Genomic DNA, 17,616 nt, shown 5'->3' with positions numbered 1-17,616 from the left:
GGCCGGCGCCGCGCCGCGCCTGACGCTGCGTGGCCGCGAGGGCGAGGAGGAGGAGCGCCGCCCCGCCATCCGCCGCCCCGGCATGCCCGCCATGCCGGCCAAGAAGCCGGCCGCCGCGCCGACCAAGAAGCCGGCCGCCGGTGGCGACCGCCGCCGCGACGGCAAGATCGACGTCGCCGCCGCGATCGAGGGCGAGGACGAGCGCAGCCGCTCCATGGCCTCCGTCCGCCGCGCCCGTGAGCGCGAGCGCCGGCAGCAGGAGTTGCAGCGCCTCCGCTCGGACGGCGTGAAGGTGGTGCGCGACGTGGTGGTGCCGGAAGCCATCACCGTGCAGGAGCTCGCCAACCGCATGGCCGCCCGTGGCGGCGAGGTGGTGAAGGCGCTGTTCCGCATGGGCGTGATGGCGACGCTGACCCAGACCATCGACGCCGATACGGCGGAGCTGGTGGTCAACGAGTTCGGCCACCGCGTGCGCCGCGTCTCCGAGTCGGATGTCGAGCAGGGGCTGGAAGGCACCGTCGATGCCGACGAGGACATGCTGCCGCGTCCGCCGGTCGTCACCATCATGGGCCATGTCGACCACGGCAAGACCAGCCTGCTGGACGCGCTGCGCAAGACCGACGTGGCGGCGCGCGAGGCGGGTGGCATCACCCAGCATATCGGCGCCTACCAGGTGACGGTGCAGGGCGGCCAGAAGGTCACCTTCATCGACACGCCGGGCCACGCCGCCTTCACCGCCATGCGCGCCCGCGGCGCCAGCGTGACGGACATGGTGGTGCTGGTGGTGGCCGCCGATGACGGCGTGATGCCGCAGACGATCGAGGCGATCCACCACGCGAAGGCGGCCGGCGTGCCGCTGATCGTGGCGGTCAACAAGATCGACAAGCCGGGCGTCAACCTCGACCGCGTGCGGCAGGAGCTGCTGCAGCACGAGATCGTGGTGGAGAGCCTGGGCGGCGACACGATGGAGATCCAGGTCTCCGCCACCAAGGCGATGAACCTCGACAAGCTGCTGGAAGCCATCCTGCTGCAGGCCGAGGTGCTGGACCTGAAGGCGAACCCGAACCGGGGCGCCGAGGGCACGGTGATCGAGTCCAAGCTGGACAAGGGCCGCGGGCCGGTGGCCACGGTGCTGGTGCAGAAGGGCACGCTGCGCCAGGGCGACATGGTGGTGGCCGGCGCCGAGTGGGGCCGCGTGCGCGCCATGCTCGACGACAAGGGCCGCCAGCTGAAGGAGGCCGATCCGAGCCTCCCGGTCGAGATCCTGGGCCTGTCCGGGGTTCCGGCGGCGGGCGAGCCGCTCTCCTTCGTCGAGGATGAGGGCCGGGCGCGCGAGATCAGCGAGTTCCGCCAGCGCAAGCTGCGGGAGAAGCAGGCGGCCGCCGCCGGCGCCGCCCGTGGCACGCTGGCCGACATGATGGCCCGCGTCGCCGCCGGCGAGCAGAAGGAAGTGGCCGTCGTCGTGAAGGCGGATGTGCAGGGTTCGGCCGAGGCGCTCGGCGTGACCCTGAACAAGCTGTCGCGCGACGAGGTGAAGGTGCGGGTGCTGCACTCGGCGGTCGGCCAGATCACCGAGAGCGACATCCAGCTCGCCAAGGCCTCCAACGCCATCGTCGTCGCCTTCAACGTCCGCGCCACGGCGCAGGCGCGGGAGCTGGCGCAGCGCGAGGGCGTCGACATCCGCTACTACTCGATCATCTACGAGGTGGCGGACGACGTGGAGCAGCTGGTGCGCGGCAAGCTGGCGCCGATCCAGCGCGAGAAGTTCCTGGGCTACGCGCAGATCCTCGAGGTGTTCGAGGTCAAGCGCCTGGGCAACATCGCGGGCTGCCGCGTCACCGAGGGCGTGGTGCGCCGCGGCTGTGGCGTCCGCCTGCTGCGGGATGGCATCGTCATCCACCAGGGCGAGCTGGCGACGCTCCGCCGCTTCAAGGACGACGTCAAGGAAGTCACCAATGGCTACGAGTGTGGCATGAGCTTCGCCAACTACGACGCCATCAAGGTCGGCGACCAGATCGAGTGCTACGAGACCGAGACGGTGGCCGCCGTCTGAACGGAAAGCGCCGGGGGAAGGAATTCCCCCGGCACCCCCTTCTTTTTTCTGCAAGCTGCCGGTCAGGGTCGGGACAGGGTCCCATCAACGCCAAGGGGCCGGAGCTGTTCCCCGGACATACCATGGCCAAGAAACCTGCCACCGCCGGCGCTCCCAGCCAGCGCATGCTCCGCGTCGCCGAAGAGGTGCGCCACGCCCTCTCCGCCGTGTTCCTGCGCGGCGAGATGCACGACCCCGATCTCGACGGGCGGCACATCACCGTCACCGAGGTGCGCGCCTCGCCCGACCTCAGGCACATGACCTGCTTCGTCGCCGCCCTCGGGCGCGCCGTGACGAAGGAGGAGCTGCAGGGGCTGCGCCGCGTGCAGCCCTATCTGCGCACCCAGGTGGCGCGGGCGGTGCGGCTGAGATTCGCCCCCGAGATGCATTTCCAGCCCGACACGGCGCTGGACTATGCCATGAAGATCGACGCGGTGATGCGCCGCCCCGAGGTCCAGCAGGATCTCGCGCCCCCTCCAGGGAAGCCTGGCGCGCCGCAGGAGGATGACGAGGCGTGACAACCCCTGACGCGCCGCCGGACGTGGCGCCGATGATCCGCACCATCGCCATGCCGGCCGACACCAACCCGGCGGGCGACATCTTCGGCGGCTGGCTGATGGCGCAGATGGACCTTGCCGCCGGCAACGCCGCCGCCCGCCGCGCGCGGGGCCGATGCGCCACCGTGGCGGTGGAGGCCATCACCTTCCACTCCCCCGTGCGCGTCGGCGACGAGGTGAGCCTCTACGCCGAGGTGCTGCACACCGGCCGCACCTCCATGCGCATCCGCGTGCAGGCCTGGCGGCGGGAGCGGGAGAGCGACCACACCAACCGCGTGACGGAGGCGGTGTTCACCTTCGTCGCGCTGGACGCCACCGGCCGGCCCCGCCCCGTTCCCGCGAGCTGAGGGAAGGCCGGGGAACCCTGGTTTCCTGCGGGAGATCGCGGGAGGGCGGCGCCCTTCCGCAGACACGACGCATTCAAAGAGAATTTCATGGCACGCCCGAACCGCAAGCCGAAGGGCCGTCCGATGGATGGCTGGCTCATTGTCGACAAGCCTTCGGGCATCGGCTCCACCGATGTGGTGAACAAGCTGAAGCGCGCCTTCAACGCGCAGAAGGTGGGCCATGGCGGCACGCTGGACCCGCTGGCCACGGGCGTGCTGCCGATCGCCTTCGGCGCCGCCACCAAGATGGTGCCCTACGTCATGGACGGCACCAAGACCTACCGCTTCACGCTGCGGTTCGGCGAGGCGCGCGACACGGACGACGCCGAGGGCCAGGTCATCGAGACCAGCGACGCGCGCCCGACAGACGCGCAGATCCGCGCCGCCCTGCCCGCCTTCATCGGCGACATCATGCAGGTGCCGCCGATCTTCTCGGCCATCAAGATCAACGGTGCCCGCGCCTATGACCTGGCGCGCGACGGCCAGATCCCGGAGATGGCGGCGCGCCCGGCGCGGGTGGACAAGTTCGAGCTGGAATCCCGCCCCGACGCGGACACGGCGGTGTTCACCGTGCAGTCCGGCAAGGGCGTCTACATGCGCTCCCTGGCGCGGGACATCGCGCGCGCGGCGGGCAGCGTCGGGCACATCGCCGTGCTGCGGCGGATGCGTGTCGGCCCCTTCCTGGAGGAGGCGGCGATTCCACTGGACAAGCTGACGGGTTCGGAGGATACCCCGCCTCCTTCCCCGGACCTTCTGCTTCCCGTGACGACCGCGCTGGCCGACATCCCGGCACTGGCCCTCACCGAAGCCGAGGCCGCACGCCTCTCCTACGGACAGACCATCTCCATGGTCGAGTTCATGGGGCGGATACCCGGCGACGCCAGCCCCGATGGTGGGCTTGTGCGGGCAATGGCGGGGGAGCGCCTGAAGGGTCTCGTGCGCCTCGATTCCGGCTTGGTGAAGCCGGAGCGCTGGCTCAGCCCGGGCGACAACACCCTCCTCCCCGTCCAGCCGATGCCGGATGGCGAGACAGACTGAAAGGCACAAGCCGATGTCGACCGACGTGACCGAGATCGAGCGCCGCGCGAAGATCATCGCCGAGTACGCGATGAAGGAAGGCGACACGGGCAGCCCGGAAGTGCAGGTCGCCCTGCTCTCCGACCGCATCTCCTCCCTGACGGAGCACCTGAAGGCGCACCCGAAGGATTTCCACAGCCGCCGTGGCCTGCTGGTGCTGGTCGGCCAGCGCCGTGGCCTGCTGGACTATGTGAAGCGCAAGAACCAGGCCCGCTACCAGAGCCTGATCGAGCGTCTCGGCCTGCGCCGCTGACGGCTCCGGGCGCCGTCACAGCGCGCCTGGAAACGAACAGAAAAAAGATGGGGGTCCGGGGGAATTCATTCCCCCGGGCTTTTTTCATGCCGTCTCGTAAGCCAGCACGGCCGCCGCCAGATCCTCCCCTGCCCAGCCCACCGACTTGAACAGGGTGACCTCCGCCGCCGAGCGCCGCCCCGGATGCTCCCCGCGGCAGAGCTGGAACAGGTCGGCGGCGATGTGCCCCGGCCCGATCGCCCCTTCCGCGATGGCCTGCACCACATCCCCCGCCTCGGCCAGCGCGCCCGGGCGCGTGTCCACGAACAGGCTGGCGCGCGCCACCAGGCCAGCATCGCTCTCCCGCATGTCGGGCCGGAAGGCGCCGACGAGATCGACATGCGTGCCCGGCGCCACGTCCGCGCCGCGCAGCAGCGGCAGGGTGGAGAGGGTGGCGGCCGAGACGATGTCGGCCCCGGCGGGGTCGGGGCTGTCCACGGCGCGGGCCGGCAGCCCCTCGCCCGCCAGGGTGGCGGAGAGCCTCGCCGCGCTCTCCGGCCGGCGCGACCAGACGCGGATCTCCTCCAGCGGGAAGCGCGCGGCATAGGCCTGGGCCAGGGCATGGGCCACCTTGCCGCTGCCCAGCAGCAGCAGCCGGCGGCTTTCCGGGCGCGCCAGGAAGCCGGCGGCCAGCACGCTGGCGGCGGCGGTGCGGCGGTCGGTCAGCGTGCCGCCATCGAGAATCGCCAGCGGCCGCCCCGATTCGCCATCGGAGAGCAGGTAGACGGAATGCACCGCCTGCAGCCCCGGCTGGCGGGCATTGGCCGGGTTCACATGCACAATCTTCACGCCGGTGTAGCGGTGCGCCTGCCAGGCCGGCATCAGCAGCAGCGAGCCTTCCGCTGCCTCTTTTTGCGGCAGCGGATGGCGGTGCCGCAGCGGCGCCTCGCAGCCCTGGCGGAAGATGCCTTCCAGCGCGTCACGCAATGCCGGCCAGGGCAGCTTGGCTTCCGTCTCGGCCTTGTCCATCAGGCGCATCGGGCACGGTTCTCCTCGCTCCAGGTGGCCATCCTAGGCCTGCGCGCGGGCAGGGAAAGCCGTTGCGCCGCATGGCATACCGATTGCTAAACTCGGCGGACGGCAAAGCCTTCGGGGCGGAAACATGGCGTGATCATTGCGCCGCGTGCCTTGCAAGGCTAACGGGCAATCTGGGCGGTATCGCTGCGCGCCCAGCGCGGCGGAATGCCCCGGTCCCCGGTGCCGCCTCGCCGGACTCAGGGGAGGAGCCGCCGGCAAACAGCCGGATGGCGGATAAGAATTGGGAGAGAGTTTATGAAGCCCATGCGGCTTTCGACCTTCCGCGCACTCGGCGCGGCTGCCCTGGCCACCGCCCTCGCGGCGCCGGCCATGGCCCAGCAGCCGGCCCAGAACGCCGCCACCATGGATGCCGTGAAGTCACGCGGCACGCTGAGCTGCGGCGTGAACACCGGCCTGGCCGGCTTCGCGCAGCCCGACAGCCAGGGCCGCTGGCAAGGCTTCGACGTGGAGTACTGCCGCGCCCTGGCGGTCGCCCTGTTCAACGACGCCAGCAAGGTGCGCTACGTGCCGACCACGGCGCAGAACCGCTTCACGGCGCTGCAGTCCGGCGAGATCGACGTGCTGCCGCGCAACACGACGGCGACGCTCTCGCGCGACACCTCGCTCGGCCTCGATTTCCCGGCCATCAACTTCTATGACGGCCAGGGCTTCATGGTGAAGGCCTCGCTCGGCGTGAAGTCGGCCAAGGAGCTTGACGGCGCCACGGTCTGCGTGCAGCCCGGCACCACCACCGAGCAGAACCTGACGGACTGGTTCCGCGCCAGCAACCTGAAGTTCACGCCCGTCATCATCGAGCGGCTGGAGGAGCTGGTCTCCGCCTATGTGGCCGGCCGCTGCGACGCCTACACGACGGATGTCTCCGGTCTCGCCGCCACCCGCTCCGCCCAGCCCAACCCGGGCGAGCACGTGATCCTGCCCGAGGTCATCTCCAAGGAGCCGCTCGGCCCGTCCGTGCGCCATGGCGACCAGCGCTGGGCCGACCTCGTCCGCTGGACGCACAACGTCCTGGTGGCCGCCGAGGAGCTCGGCATCTCCAGCAAGAACGTCGACCAAGCGGTGGCGAACGACCAGCGCCCCGAGGCGCAGCGCCTGCTCGGCAAGACCGGCGGCCTGGGCCAGATGCTGGGCGTGAGCGACGCCTGGGCGGTCAACGTCATCAAGGCGGTCGGCAACTACGGCGAGATCTTCGAGAAGCACCTGACCCCGCTCGGCATCCAGCGCGGCCCGAACGCGCAGTGGACGCAGGGCGGCCTGCAGTACTCGCCGCCGTTCCGCTGAGCGCGGGCGGCTGAACGAAGCGGGGCCGGCGGCATGGCCGGCCCCGCGCTCCCGCCCCGCCCCCCGTTCCTCGTCCCGCTGCGGGCAGCCGGGGGTGCAGGCGGGGCGGACCGACCGAGCGGGCAAAGAGACACACAACGGGGCTTCAACGCATGTCCGACACCGCCGCCGATCCCCGGCTGCTGCGCGCGCCACCCAAGCGAGGAATCCGGCTTTCCTGGGCCGATGAACGGTTCCGCTCCATCATCTGGCAGATCCTGGTGGTGGGCGTGGTGGTCGGCATCGTCTGGTGGCTGGTCCGCAACACGGCGCACAACCTTGAGGTCCGGCGCATTGCCACGGGCTGGGGCTTCCTCTCGCGCGAGGCCGGGCTGCCGGTCGCCGAGAGCCTGATCCCCTACAGCCCGACCGACACCTATGCCCGCGCCCTGATGGTAGGCGTGCTGAACACGCTGAAGATCGCCGTGGTCGGCGTGGTGGTGGCCACCATTCTCGGCACGATGGTCGGCATCGCCCGGCTGTCGAAGAACTGGCTGCTCTCGCGCATCGCCGCCGCCTATATCGAGGTGGTGCGCGACCTGCCGCTGCTGCTGCAGCTGCTGTTCTGGTACGCCATCCTGCAGGGCCTGCCGGCCCCGCGCCAGGCGCTGCACCCGGTGGAGGGCGTGTTCCTCTCCAACCGCGGCCTGAAGCTGCCCTGGATCCAGTGGCAGGATGCGCACAGCTTCGCGCTGCTGGGCCTCATCCTCGGCATCGTCGGCGCCGTGTTCTACGCCCGCTCCGCCCGCGCGAAGCAGATGGCCGATGGCCAGCCGCGCAAGGTGTGGCCGGTGGCGGCGGGGCTGGTCCTCGGCCTGCCGGTGCTGATCTGGGCCGGCCTCGGCGCCCCCTGGCAGGGCGACATCCCGGCGCTGCGCGGCTTCAACTTCCAGGGCGGCCTGACCATCACGCCGGAATACTTCGCGCTGCTGATCGGCCTGGTGATGTACACCGCCGCCTTCATCGCCGAGATCGTCCGCGCCGGCATCCTCTCGGTGGCCAAGGGGCAGTGGGAGGCGGCGGAGGCGCTCGGCCTGCAGCGCGGCCGCATCCTGCGCATGATCGTGCTGCCGCAGGCGCTGCGCGTGATCGTGCCGCCGATGACCAGCCAGTACCTGAACCTGACCAAGAACTCCTCCCTGGCCGTGGCCATCGGCTACCAGGACATCGTCTCGATCTCGAACACCACGCTGAACCAGACCGGCCAGGCGATCGAGGGCATCGCCATCATCATGGTGGTCTACCTGACCATCAGCCTGTCGATCAGCCTCTTCATGAACTGGTACAATGCGCGCATCGCGCTGGTGGAGCGCTGAGCATGGGCATGCCGAACCTTCCGGGCCACAGCCCGCGCATCGTGCAGTCCCCGGGCTTCGCCGGCCCAAGGGCCGGCAAGTCTTCGCCCGGCTTCGCCGGCCCAAGGGCCGGCAAGTCTTCGCCCGGCTTCGCCGGCCCAAGGGCCGGCTACGCGATGTCTGGCTTCGCCGGCCCAAGGGCCGGCTACGCGGCGCGCATCGCGCTGGTGGAGCGCTGAACCATGGCTGAGATCACCGCCGAAGCCACCGCCCCCCGCCCGGCGCAGGACGCCGAGCTCGGCCACCGCCGCCCGCCGCTGCTGGCGGTGGGGCCGCTGGCCTGGGCGAAGGCGAACCTGTTCTCCTCCTGGATCTCCACCGCCGTCACCCTGGCGCTGGGCTACCTGCTCGTCCGCTGGACGATGGGCTTCATCGACTGGGCCTTCATCAACGCCATCTGGTCGGTGCCCGTCACGCCCCAGGGGGCGCAGACCCAGGCCTGCCGCGCGCTGGGCGGCACCGGCGCCTGCTGGGCGGTGGTGACGGAGAAGCACCGCTTCATCCTGTTCGGCACCTACCCCTATGAGGAGCACTGGCGGCCGGCCATCTGCGTCCTGCTGTTCATCGGCCTCTACATCGTCTCCGCCATGCGCCGCTTCTGGCGGCCGGCGCTGGCGCTGATCTGGCTGGCCACGCTGGCGGTGATCGGCGTGCTGATGTGGGGCGGCATGCTGGGCCTCTCCTATGTGCCGCAGGAGCGCTGGGGCGGCCTCGTCATCACGCTCATCCTGGCCACCTTCGGCATCGCGCTCGCCTTCCCGCTCTCCATCCTGGTGGCGCTCGGCCGGCGCTCCAGCATGCCGGCCATCAAGACGCTCTGCGTGCTGTATGTGGAGCTGATCCGCGGCGTGCCGCTCATCAGCCTGCTGTTCATGGCCAGCGTCATGTTCCCGCTCTTCCTCCCGGAGGGCATGAACATCGACAAGCTGCTGCGCGCGCAGATCGCCATCATCCTCTTCGCCGCCGCCTACCTGGCCGAGGTGGTGCGCGCCGGCCTGCAGGCCCTGCCGCGCGGCCAGTACGAGGCGGCCGACGCGCTCGGCCTCACCTACTGGCAGAAGACCGGCTTCATCATCCTGCCGCAGGCGCTGCGGCTGGTGATCCCGCCGCTGGTGAACACCTTCATCGGCTTCTTCAAGGACACCTCGCTGGTGCTGATCATCGGCATCTTCGACCTGCTGACCGCCGGCAAGACCGCCATCGTCGAGCCGGCCTGGCAGGGCTTCGGCATCGAGATCTACGTCACGGTCGGGCTGATCTACTTCGTCTTCTGCTTCGCCATGTCCCGCTACAGCCAGGGGCTGGAGGCGGAGCTGAACCGCCACCGCGTCCGCTGAGATGCCGGCCATGACCATCCTCACCCAGGGACCGCACGCATGAGCACCACCATGGATCCCGCGGGTGCCGCCCCGCACCTCGCCTCCGCCGCCCGCACCGACGCGCCGCCGGCCATCGTGCTGGACAAGGTGAACAAGTGGTACGGCAGCATGCATGTGCTGCGCGACGTGACGCTGAGCGTCGCCACCGGCGAGCGCGTGGTGGTCTGCGGCCCCTCGGGCTCCGGCAAGTCCACCATGATCCGCTGCATCAACCGCCTGGAGCAGCACCAGGAGGGGCGCATCATCGTCGACAACATGGAGCTGACCGACGACACGCGCAGCCTGGACGCCATCCGCCGCGAGGTCGGCATGGTGTTCCAGAGCTTCAACCTGTTCCCGCACCTGACCATCCTCGAGAACTGCACCCTGGCGCCGATCTGGGTGCGGCACATGCCGAAGAAGGAGGCGGACGAGCTGGCCATGCACTACCTGTCCCGGGTGAAGATCCCGGAGCAGGCGAACAAGTACCCCGGCCAGCTCTCCGGCGGGCAGCAGCAGCGCGTGGCGATCGCCCGCGCGCTGTGCATGAAGCCCAAGATCATGCTGTTCGACGAGCCGACCTCGGCGCTCGACCCGGAGATGATCAAGGAGGTGCTCGACACCATGGTGGGGCTGGCCGAGGACGGCATGACCATGGTCTGCGTCACCCACGAGATGGGCTTCGCCCGCCAGGTGGCGGACCGGGTGGTGTTCATGGACCGCGGCGAGATCGTCGAGTCGGGCGTGCCGGAGCAGCTCTTCAACGACCCCAAGACGGACCGGCTGAAGACCTTCCTCAGCCAGATCCTGCGCGGCCACTGAGCCGCGGGCGGGCCGGGGGCGGCTGCCCGCCCCCGGCCGCTCACGGAGCTGCCTCTTGCGGCGGCGCCCGGTGGCATCCTAGACCTTGCCGCCCGGCATCCTCACAGCACGGCAGTGTCCCAGCACCCTTCATCCCCGGCCTCGCGCCCCCTCACCCCCGCGCTGCTGCTTGGCGTGCTGGGGGTGGTCTATGGTGACATCGGCACCAGCCCGCTCTACGCGCTCCGCGCCTCGCTGCTGCATTTCGCGGCGGACGGGCTGGAGGATTGGGAGATCCTCGGCGTCCTCAGCCTGATCTTCTGGTCGCTGATCCTGGTGGTCACGATCAAGTACGTGCTCCTCGTGCTGCGGGCCGACAACCGCGGCGAGGGCGGCATCCTGGCGCTGATGGCGCTGGCCCAGCGCGTGACGCGCGGCGAGCGCGGCCGCATGCTGGTGCTGCTGGTGGGCATCGCCGGCGCCTCGCTGTTCTTCGGCGACGGCATCATCACACCCGCCATCTCGGTGCTCTCGGCGGTGGAGGGGCTGAAGGTCATCTCCCCCGCCTTCACCGGCGCGGTCATCCCCATCTCGCTCGGCGTGCTGCTGGCGCTGTTCCTGGTGCAGTACAAGGGCACGCATGTCATCGGGAAGGTGTTCGGCCCGGTCACGGCGCTCTGGTTCGGCAGCCTCGCCATCCTCGGCCTGGTCGAGATCGCGGTGCAGCCCAGGGTGCTGCTGGCGCTCTCGCCCTACTACGCCGTCGAGTTCTGCGTGAACTACCACCTCGCCGCCTTCATCGCCCTCGGCTCGGTGGTGCTGGCGGTGACGGGGGCGGAGGCGCTCTATGCCGACATGGGCCATTTCGGCGCCCGCCCCATCCGCCTCGTCTGGCTCTGGGCGGTGCTGCCGGCGCTGACGCTGAACTATTTCGGCCAGGGCGCCCTGCTGCTGACCGATCGCGCGGCGCTGGAGAACCCGTTCTACCTGCTCGCCCCCGCCTGGTTCCGGCTACCGCTGGTGGTGCTGGCCACCTGCGCCACCATCATCGCCAGCCAGGCCATGATCTCGGGCGCCTACTCCATCGCCCGGCAATGCGTGCAGCTCGGCCTGCTGCCGCGCCTCGTCGTCTGCCACACCTCCGAGACGGAGGAGGGGCAGATCTACATGCCGCAGATCAACCTCGCCCTGCTCGTCGGCGTCGTCATCCTGGTGGTCAGCTTCCACGACTCGGACAGCCTGGCGGCGGCCTACGGCATCGCCGTCACCGGCACCTTCCTCTGCACCACCTCGCTGGCGGGGCTGGTGCTGCGGCGGCAGTTCGGCTGGTCGCGCCTGGCGGTGGGGGCGATCATCGTGCCCCTGTTCCTGCTCGATTCCGGCTTCTTCATCTCCAACGTGCTGAAGGTGCCGGATGGCGGCTGGGTGCCGCTGCTGCTGGGCGCCGGGCTGTTCGTGCTGATGCTCACCTGGCGGCGCGGGCGGGAGCTGCTCTTCGCCCGCTTCCGGCAGGACAGCCTGCCGCTGAAATCCTTCCTGGCGCGGCTGCCGCAGTCCCGCACCATCCGCGTGCCGGGCATCGCCGTGTTCATGACCGGCCAGGCCGACTACGTGCCCGCCGCCCTGCTGCACAACCTCAAGCACAACAAGGTGCTGCACGAGCGGGTGCTGTTCGTCACGGTGGAGAACCTGGACGTGCCCCAGGCGCCGCAGCGGCGGGAGGTGACCGAGCTGGCGCCGGGCATCCACCGCGTCATGCTGCGCTACGGCTTCCAGGAGAGCCCCAACATCCCGCGCGAGCTGGAGGCGCTGCACGAATACGGCGTGCAGTTCGAGGCCATGCAGGCCAGCTACTTCCTCGGCCGCGAGACGCTGGTGGCCTCCTCCGTGCCGAAGATGGCCGCCTGGCGGCAATGGCTGTTCTCGGTGATGAGCCGCAATTCCATGCCCGCCACCGAGTTCTTCCGCATCCCGAGCGACCGGGTGGTGGAGCTGGGCGTGCGGGTGGCCATCTGAGCCATGGAGCGCCCCCGGCTGCTGATCCTCGGCGCCGGGGGGCATGGCCGCGCCGTGCTGGAGCTGCTGCGGGACGCCGGCTTCCCGCCTCCCCTCGGCGTGCTGGACGACGGCCCGGCCAGCCCCGGCCTGCCCGGCGTGCCGCATCTCGGGCCGCTCTCCCGCATGGCGGCGCTGCGGGCGGAGGGCGCCGCCGCCGCCCATGTGGCGCTCGGCCACAACGCCACGCGGCGCCGGCTGGGCGAGGCGCTGCTCGCGCTCGGCTACGCGCTGCCGGCGCTGCGCCACCCTTCCGCCATCGTCGCCGGCACCGCCACCCTGGGCGCGGGCAGCGTGGCCATGCCGCGCAGCGTGGCGGGGGCGGCGGCCCGGCTCGGGGCGCATTCCATCCTGAACACCGGCGCCATCCTGGAGCATGACGCCGTGATCGGGCCGGGCTGCCACATCGCCCCCGGGGCGGTGCTGGGCGGCGGCGTCCGGCTCGGGGCGGAGGTGCTGGTCGGCATCCTGGCGGGAATCAGGCCGGGAACCGCCGTGGGGGATGGCGCCACCATCGCGCTCGGCGCGGCGGTGGTGGGAGATGTGCCGGCGGGCGCCACCGTCTCCGGGGTGCCGGCGCGGGAAAAGGCGTAACAAACGCGCGGGGGCCGGGGGTTCCTCCTGCCGGCCTCTTCTTTTCCGCCCCGTTCGGGCGTGGAATGCAGCCGGAAAGCCCCGGGCAAGGGGCGGGAGGAACGCATGAACCGCAGGGAACTGGCGCAGGGGATGATCCTGGCCGGCACCATCCTGGGCACGGGGGGCCTCGCCGCCCCGGCCCGCGCGCAACCGGCCGGCGCCGGGCCGGAAGCCTGGACGACGGCCTGGACCGGCTCGGCCCAGGGGCCCTACCCGGTGGGCAACCCCTCGGCCCAGCCCAACCAGTCCTTCGCCTTCCCCGATCCGGCGGAAGGCGCGCGGGACCAGACCTTCCGCCTGGTGCTGCGCCCCGATCTCTGGGGCCGGCGGGCGCGGCTCCGCTTCACCAACGCCTTCGGCACGCGGCCGCTGCGCCTCGCCGGCGTGCATGCGGGCCTGCATTTCGGCGGCGCGGCGCTGGTGCCGGGCAGCAACCGACCCGTGCTGTTCGGCGGCGCGGCCGAGGCCACCATCCCGCCCGGCGGCCAGCTCTGGTCGGACGCCGTGGAGTTGCCCTTCGCCGCCGAGCCGGACGCCGCCCTGCTGATGGGCCGCAAGCTGGCCGTCTCCTTCCACGTCCCCGGCCCCTCGGGCCCGATGACGTGGCACGCCAAGGCGTTGCAGACCTCCTATGTCTCGCCCCCCGGCAGCGGCGCGCAGGGCGCGGAGGAGGGCGAGGCCGCCTTCCCCTACTCCACCGCCTCCTGGTTCTTCCTCGACGCGGTGGATATGGCGGCGCCCGCCGGCACCCCCGTGGTGCTCTGCTTCGGCGATTCGATCACCGACGGCACCGCCTCCACCATGAATGGCGACGACCGCTGGCCGGACGTGCTCTCCCGCCGGCTGCACGCCACGCTGGGCAACCGGGTGGCGGTGGTGAATGCCGGCATCGGCGGCAACCAGGTGGTCGGCCCCGCCGAATACAGCCCGGAAAAGCCCTTCCCCGGCGGCCCCTCGGCGCTGGCGCGGATGGAGCGGGACATCATCTCCCTCTCCGGCATCCGCACCGTGGTCTGGCTGGAGGGCACCAACGATTTCAGCCGCAACGGCAATGCCAGCTTCGAGGCGGTGCGCGACGGGATGCGCCAGGGGGTGGAGCGGCTGCGCGCCGCCATCCCCGGCCTGCGGGTGGTGGGCGCCACGGTGACGCCGGCGCTGGGCAGCAGCAGCGCCGCGCATGGCCATGCCGAGCAGGACGAGAAGCGCCGGCAACTCAACGCCTTCATCCGCGAGGGCGGGCTGTTCGACGCGGTGGTGGATTTCGACGCCGCCACGCGCGACCCCGCCACCGGCGGGCTGAAGCCCGAGATGGTGCCCGACTCGACCACCGGCGCCGCGGGCGACAAGCTGCACCCCAACCGCGCCGGCTACCTCGCCATGGGCATGGCGGTGCCGCCCGGGGCGGTGCTGCCGAAGGGCTGAGCGGGCCTTGGCCCGGCGGGAACGCCGGGCCGGAGCTTACCTCACAGCAGCACGTATCTCTCCGGCTGCAGCGGCTCGGGCAGGGCCGCCTCGCCCAGCGCCTCGCGCAGGTCGATCTCCACCACCCGCGCGATGGCGTCCAGCGGCAGGTCGTTGGCGGCGCGGCCGAAGGGGTCCTCCAGCTCGTCGGCCAGCTCGTCCAGGCCGAAGAAGGTGTAGGCCAGGATCGCCACCACCACCGGCGTCGCCAGCCCCAGCGTGCCGACGAAGCCGAAGGGCAGCAGCAGGCAGAACAGCCAGGCGGTGCGGTTCAGCAGCAGCCAGTAGGCGAAGGGGGTGGGCGTGTTGCGGATGCGCTCGCAGCCCGTCTGCACCGCGTTCAGCGCCGCGAGGTGGCCGTCGAGCCGGGCATAGAGCACCTCGCCGATGCGCCCCTCCGCCCGGCAGGCGGCGAAATCGGCGGCGCAGGCGCGCAGCGCCGCCTGCAGCGGGTTGCGCGTGCCGGGGAGCGCCGCGGCCTCCGCCACCGGCAGCCAGGGGCCGAGGGCGGCGGTGGCATCCTCCCCGCGCAGCTGCGCCGCCAGGCCGCGCGCGAAGCCCGCCACGCGGTACAGCACGCGCTGCCGCAGCGCCGCATCCGCCGCGAACAGGGTGGTGACCTCCCGCGCCAGGTCGCGCGCCGCGATCACCAGCGCGCCCAACAGGCCGCGCGCCTCCCACCAGCGCGCGTAGCAGGTGTTGGTGCGGAAGCCGAGGAAGATGGACAGCGCCAGCCCCATGAAGGTGAAGGGCACCGCCGTCACCTGCGGAAAGAGGTGCGGATAGCTGAGGTCGGCGAGGGTCAGCAGCGTGGCCAGCGTGGTGACGACGGCCAGCCGGCTGGCGATGCGCGGCACGATGGAGCCGCGCAGGATGAAGAGCAGGCCGAGCGGGCCGGGGCGGGGGCGCAGGATCATGGCGGCCGCACCATCCTCCCGCCGGGGGCGGGAGGGAAGCCACCCCGGCGCGGTTTCCCTCCCGCGCCGGGCGCTAACGCCCGGCCATGGCCCCTCCGGGCGCTAACGCCCGGCCATCGCCTTGTTCTCCAGCCGCGAGATCAGCCGCACCAGCGGCCAGAGCAGCAGGAAGTAGGCCACCGCCGCCGCCACGATGGGTGTGGCGTTGTAGGTGGCGTTCTGCGCCTGCCGCGCCTGGAACAGCAGCTCCGGCAGCGCGACGACGGAGGCGATGGAGGTGAGCTTCACCACCTCCAGCGTGTTGCTCACTAGGTCGGGCAGCACGTTGCGCACCGCCTGCGGCAGGATGACATGGCGCAGCGCCTGCCCGCGCGTGAGGCCGGTGGAGCGCGCCGCCTCCATCTGCCCCGCCGGCACGCTGCCGATGCCGGCGCGCAGCACCTCGCCGTAATAGGCGCCGGTGTTGAGGAAGAAGCCGATGGCCACCGCCCCCCAGGCGCCGACATCGATGCCGGCGAAGGGCAGCCCGGCATAGAGGAACACCAGCAGCACCAGCGGCGGGATGGCGCGGAACAGGTCGGTCCACGCCGCCGCGGCGAGGCGGATGCCGCGCGGCCCGGAGGTGGAGAGCAGCGCCAGGATGACGCCGCCCGCGAGGCCGAGCGGCACGGTGATGGCGGAGAGCGCCAGGGTGTAGAGGAAGCCCTGCCACAGGATCGGCCAGGCCTCGCGCAGGATGTCGCCGTTGAGGAAGGCGAAGAGGAACTCTTCCATGGGTGGCGGCTCCCTCAGCGCTTCCAGGCGAAGCGCGTCTCGACCCAGCGGCCGAGCGCGACGACGGGGATGAACAGGATCAGGTAGGCGATGGCGCCGAGCGTCAGCGGCGAGGGGTTGGCCGAGAAGGACATGGCGCTCTGCGCGGCGCCGAGGATTTCCGCCACGCCCACCACCGAGCCCAGCGCCGTGCCCTTGGTGATGGCGATGGTGCGGTTGGTCAGCGGCGGGATGGTGATGCGCAGCGCCTGCGGCAGCACCACCAGCCGCAGCGTCTGGAAGAAGCCGAGGCCGGTGGAGCGCGCCGCCTCCCACTGCCCCTTCGGCACGGCGGTGATGCCGGCCCAATAGATTTCCTCGGCGAAGGCCATCAGCACCAGGGTCAGCGAGAGCCAGGTGGCGGCGAAGCCCGACATGCCGAGCCCCATGGCCGGCAGCCCGAAGAACAGCAGCACGATGATGACCAGCGGCGGCAGGGCGCGGAACAGGTCGACCACGAAGATGATCAGCCAGTTCAGCGGCCGGATGCCGCAGGCGCGCAGCAGCGCCAGCGCCAGCCCGAGGGCGAGGCCGGACACCACGATCAGCAGCGCCAGGATGACGGTGAGCCCCAGCCCCTGCGCGATCAGCGGCAGGTAGGTGCCCATCACCTTCAGGTTGAAGAAGGAGAAGAGGAAGCTTTCAAGACCGCCCATGGCGCGCGCCCCGCCGCCTCAGTGCCGGTCGATCTGGCGGATGAAGGCGCGGGTGCGCTCGTGCCGCGGGTCGCCGAAGATCTGGGCGGGCGGCCCTTCCTCCAGCTTCTCGCCATCGGCCATGAACACCACGCGGTCGGCGGCGGCTTTCGCGAAGGCCATCTCGTGGCTCACCACCACCATGGTCATGCCGTCCTGCCGCAGCTCGCGCATCACCGCCAGCACGCCCCCCACCAGCTCGGGGTCCAGCGCGCTGGTCGGCTCGTCGAACAGCATGACGCGCGGCTCCAGCGCGATGGCGCGGGCGATGGCCACGCGCTGCTGCTGCCCGCCCGAGAGCTGCGCCGGGTAGTGGTCCATCCGCTCGGCCAGGCCGACGCGGTCGAGCGCCCGGGCGGCAGCCTCCTCGGCCTGGGCGCGCTCCTGCTTCAGCACCTTGCGCAGCGCCAGCATCACGTTCTGCCGCGCCGTCATGTGCGGGTAGAGGTTGAAGCTCTGGAACACCATGCCGATGCGCCGGCGCGCCGCGTTGATGTCGGTGGCACGGCTCAGCAACTCGATGCCGTCGACATGGATGGAGCCGTCATCCGGCTCCTCCAGCCGGTTCAGGCAGCGCAGCAGGGTGGACTTGCCGGAGCCGGAGGGGCCGATGATGAAGACCAGCTCGCGCTCCGCCACGCTGAGGTCGACGCCCTTCAGCACCGTCAGCGGGCCGAAGCGCTTCCACAGGCCCCGCGCGTCGACGATCGGCCGGGTGGCCGCGGCGGCGGGGGAAGGGGCGGGACGGGTCATGGCGGCTCCTCGG

The 17,616-nt window shown here is 71.2% G+C and carries 18 protein-coding genes; 13 read left to right on the top strand and 5 right to left on the bottom strand.

The genetic code is table 11. The annotated features are described in order from the left end of the window. From infB to rpsO, 5 genes are all read left to right on the top strand, one after another. A partial coding sequence (gene infB / locus ACFOY6_RS15470; protein WP_379651606.1) for a translation initiation factor IF-2 occupies positions 1-2,053 on the top strand: 2,053 nt, incomplete at its 5' end. A 122-nt stretch (positions 2,054-2,175) separates the two neighbouring features. Continuing rightward, positions 2,176-2,610 (top strand): 30S ribosome-binding factor RbfA, encoded by a 435-nt coding sequence (rbfA, locus tag ACFOY6_RS15465; RefSeq protein WP_109515791.1) that lies wholly within the window; start codon positions 2,176-2,178, stop codon positions 2,608-2,610. Next, on the top strand, positions 2,607-2,996 hold the full coding sequence (locus ACFOY6_RS15460) for an acyl-CoA thioesterase (protein ID WP_379651605.1): 390 nt from the start codon (positions 2,607-2,609) through the stop codon (positions 2,994-2,996). The genes rbfA and ACFOY6_RS15460 overlap by 4 nt, the downstream gene beginning before the upstream one ends. An 87-nt stretch (positions 2,997-3,083) precedes the next feature. Further along, positions 3,084-4,073: a tRNA pseudouridine(55) synthase TruB gene (truB, locus tag ACFOY6_RS15455; RefSeq protein WP_379631811.1), complete on the top strand. Its 990-nt coding sequence runs from the start codon at positions 3,084-3,086 to the stop codon at positions 4,071-4,073. A gap of 13 nt (positions 4,074-4,086) precedes the next feature. Further along, a complete protein-coding gene (gene rpsO, locus ACFOY6_RS15450; RefSeq protein ID WP_109515789.1) occupies positions 4,087-4,365 on the top strand; it encodes a 30S ribosomal protein S15 in 279 nt (92 codons plus the stop codon). Positions 4,366-4,449: 84 nt separating this feature from the next. On the opposite strand, the gene lhpI is transcribed toward rpsO, so the two are convergent. Continuing rightward, positions 4,450-5,382, bottom strand: a complete 933-nt coding sequence (gene lhpI, locus ACFOY6_RS15445; RefSeq protein ID WP_379651604.1) for a bifunctional Delta(1)-pyrroline-2-carboxylate/Delta(1)-piperideine-2-carboxylate reductase — start codon at positions 5,380-5,382, stop codon at positions 4,450-4,452. A gap of 294 nt (positions 5,383-5,676) precedes the next feature. Here lhpI and ACFOY6_RS15440 point away from each other — a divergent pair, with 294 nt between their 5' ends. The 8 genes from ACFOY6_RS15440 to ACFOY6_RS15405 all read left to right on the top strand — a co-directional run bounded on the left by ACFOY6_RS15440 (position 5,677) and on the right by ACFOY6_RS15405 (position 14,386). Then, a complete protein-coding gene (locus ACFOY6_RS15440; RefSeq protein WP_109515787.1) occupies positions 5,677-6,720 on the top strand; it encodes an amino acid ABC transporter substrate-binding protein in 1,044 nt (347 codons plus the stop codon). Positions 6,721-6,872: 152 nt separating this feature from the next. After that, positions 6,873-8,075, top strand: coding sequence for an amino acid ABC transporter permease (locus ACFOY6_RS15435; RefSeq protein WP_109515786.1), 1,203 nt, complete (start codon positions 6,873-6,875; stop codon positions 8,073-8,075). A gap of 8 nt (positions 8,076-8,083) precedes the next feature. Next, on the top strand, positions 8,084-8,293 hold the full coding sequence (locus ACFOY6_RS15430) for a hypothetical protein (protein ID WP_379651603.1): 210 nt from the start codon (positions 8,084-8,086) through the stop codon (positions 8,291-8,293). Between the two features lie 3 nt (positions 8,294-8,296). Continuing rightward, positions 8,297-9,451, top strand: coding sequence for an amino acid ABC transporter permease (locus ACFOY6_RS15425; RefSeq protein WP_109515784.1), 1,155 nt, complete (start codon positions 8,297-8,299; stop codon positions 9,449-9,451). Positions 9,452-9,490: 39 nt separating this feature from the next. Then, on the top strand, positions 9,491-10,294 hold the full coding sequence (locus ACFOY6_RS15420; RefSeq protein WP_281262093.1) for an amino acid ABC transporter ATP-binding protein: 804 nt from the start codon (positions 9,491-9,493) through the stop codon (positions 10,292-10,294). 75 nt (positions 10,295-10,369) lie between these two features. Continuing rightward, positions 10,370-12,289 carry a potassium transporter Kup gene (locus ACFOY6_RS15415; RefSeq protein ID WP_408904635.1) on the top strand — a complete coding sequence of 640 codons (1,920 nt, stop codon included), beginning with the start codon at positions 10,370-10,372 and terminating at the stop codon, positions 12,287-12,289. 3 nt (positions 12,290-12,292) lie between these two features. Then, entirely contained in the window at positions 12,293-12,922 is a 630-nt protein-coding gene (locus ACFOY6_RS15410) for an acetyltransferase (protein WP_379651601.1), read from the top strand. A gap of 105 nt (positions 12,923-13,027) precedes the next feature. Then, positions 13,028-14,386: a GDSL-type esterase/lipase family protein gene (locus ACFOY6_RS15405; protein WP_379651600.1), complete on the top strand. Its 1,359-nt coding sequence runs from the start codon at positions 13,028-13,030 to the stop codon at positions 14,384-14,386. Positions 14,387-14,427: 41 nt separating this feature from the next. Here ACFOY6_RS15405 and ACFOY6_RS15400 read toward each other — a convergent pair whose 3' ends face one another. The 4 genes from ACFOY6_RS15400 to ACFOY6_RS15385 all read right to left on the bottom strand — a co-directional run bounded on the left by ACFOY6_RS15400 (position 14,428) and on the right by ACFOY6_RS15385 (position 17,603). After that, complete coding sequence (locus tag ACFOY6_RS15400) at positions 14,428-15,342, bottom strand: bestrophin family protein (RefSeq protein ID WP_379651599.1); 915 nt, start codon at positions 15,340-15,342, stop codon at positions 14,428-14,430. A 102-nt stretch (positions 15,343-15,444) separates the two neighbouring features. Beyond that, positions 15,445-16,116: an amino acid ABC transporter permease gene (locus ACFOY6_RS15395; RefSeq protein WP_109515780.1), complete on the bottom strand. Its 672-nt coding sequence runs from the start codon at positions 16,114-16,116 to the stop codon at positions 15,445-15,447. 14 nt (positions 16,117-16,130) lie between these two features. Continuing rightward, complete coding sequence (locus tag ACFOY6_RS15390) at positions 16,131-16,811, bottom strand: amino acid ABC transporter permease (RefSeq protein WP_109515779.1); 681 nt, start codon at positions 16,809-16,811, stop codon at positions 16,131-16,133. A gap of 18 nt (positions 16,812-16,829) precedes the next feature. Then, positions 16,830-17,603 (bottom strand): amino acid ABC transporter ATP-binding protein, encoded by a 774-nt coding sequence (locus ACFOY6_RS15385; protein WP_109515778.1) that lies wholly within the window; start codon positions 17,601-17,603, stop codon positions 16,830-16,832. Between the last annotated feature and the right edge of the window lie 13 nt (positions 17,604-17,616).

It is taken from the genome of Teichococcus aestuarii, from assembly GCF_042651065.1.
Classification (GTDB): domain Bacteria; phylum Pseudomonadota; class Alphaproteobacteria; order Acetobacterales; family Acetobacteraceae; genus Pseudoroseomonas; species Pseudoroseomonas aestuarii.
The sequence above is the reverse complement of the archived record's forward strand: the minus strand, read 5'-3'. Positions and strand labels throughout refer to the sequence as shown.

Excerpts from the sequence above, each read along its gene's own strand:
- lhpI (WP_379651604.1), bottom strand. The coding sequence starts at position 5,382 with ATGCGCCTGATGGACAAGGCCGAGACGGAAGCCAAGCTGCCCTGGCCG.
- ACFOY6_RS15405 (WP_379651600.1), top strand. The coding sequence starts at position 13,028 with ATGAACCGCAGGGAACTGGCGCAGGGGATGATCCTGGCCGGCACCATC.
- ACFOY6_RS15395 (WP_109515780.1), bottom strand. The coding sequence starts at position 16,116 with ATGGAAGAGTTCCTCTTCGCCTTCCTCAACGGCGACATCCTGCGCGAG.
- ACFOY6_RS15425 (WP_109515784.1), top strand. The coding sequence starts at position 8,297 with ATGGCTGAGATCACCGCCGAAGCCACCGCCCCCCGCCCGGCGCAGGAC.
- ACFOY6_RS15440 (WP_109515787.1), top strand. The coding sequence starts at position 5,677 with ATGAAGCCCATGCGGCTTTCGACCTTCCGCGCACTCGGCGCGGCTGCC.
- ACFOY6_RS15410 (WP_379651601.1), top strand. The coding sequence starts at position 12,293 with ATGGAGCGCCCCCGGCTGCTGATCCTCGGCGCCGGGGGGCATGGCCGC.
- rbfA (WP_109515791.1), top strand. The coding sequence starts at position 2,176 with ATGGCCAAGAAACCTGCCACCGCCGGCGCTCCCAGCCAGCGCATGCTC.
- ACFOY6_RS15400 (WP_379651599.1), bottom strand. The coding sequence starts at position 15,342 with ATGATCCTGCGCCCCCGCCCCGGCCCGCTCGGCCTGCTCTTCATCCTG.
- ACFOY6_RS15420 (WP_281262093.1), top strand. The coding sequence starts at position 9,491 with ATGAGCACCACCATGGATCCCGCGGGTGCCGCCCCGCACCTCGCCTCC.
- truB (WP_379631811.1), top strand. The coding sequence starts at position 3,084 with ATGGCACGCCCGAACCGCAAGCCGAAGGGCCGTCCGATGGATGGCTGG.
- ACFOY6_RS15390 (WP_109515779.1), bottom strand. The coding sequence starts at position 16,811 with ATGGGCGGTCTTGAAAGCTTCCTCTTCTCCTTCTTCAACCTGAAGGTG.
- ACFOY6_RS15385 (WP_109515778.1), bottom strand. The coding sequence starts at position 17,603 with ATGACCCGTCCCGCCCCTTCCCCCGCCGCCGCGGCCACCCGGCCGATC.
- ACFOY6_RS15435 (WP_109515786.1), top strand. The coding sequence starts at position 6,873 with ATGTCCGACACCGCCGCCGATCCCCGGCTGCTGCGCGCGCCACCCAAG.
- rpsO (WP_109515789.1), top strand. The coding sequence starts at position 4,087 with ATGTCGACCGACGTGACCGAGATCGAGCGCCGCGCGAAGATCATCGCC.
- ACFOY6_RS15430 (WP_379651603.1), top strand. The coding sequence starts at position 8,084 with ATGCCGAACCTTCCGGGCCACAGCCCGCGCATCGTGCAGTCCCCGGGC.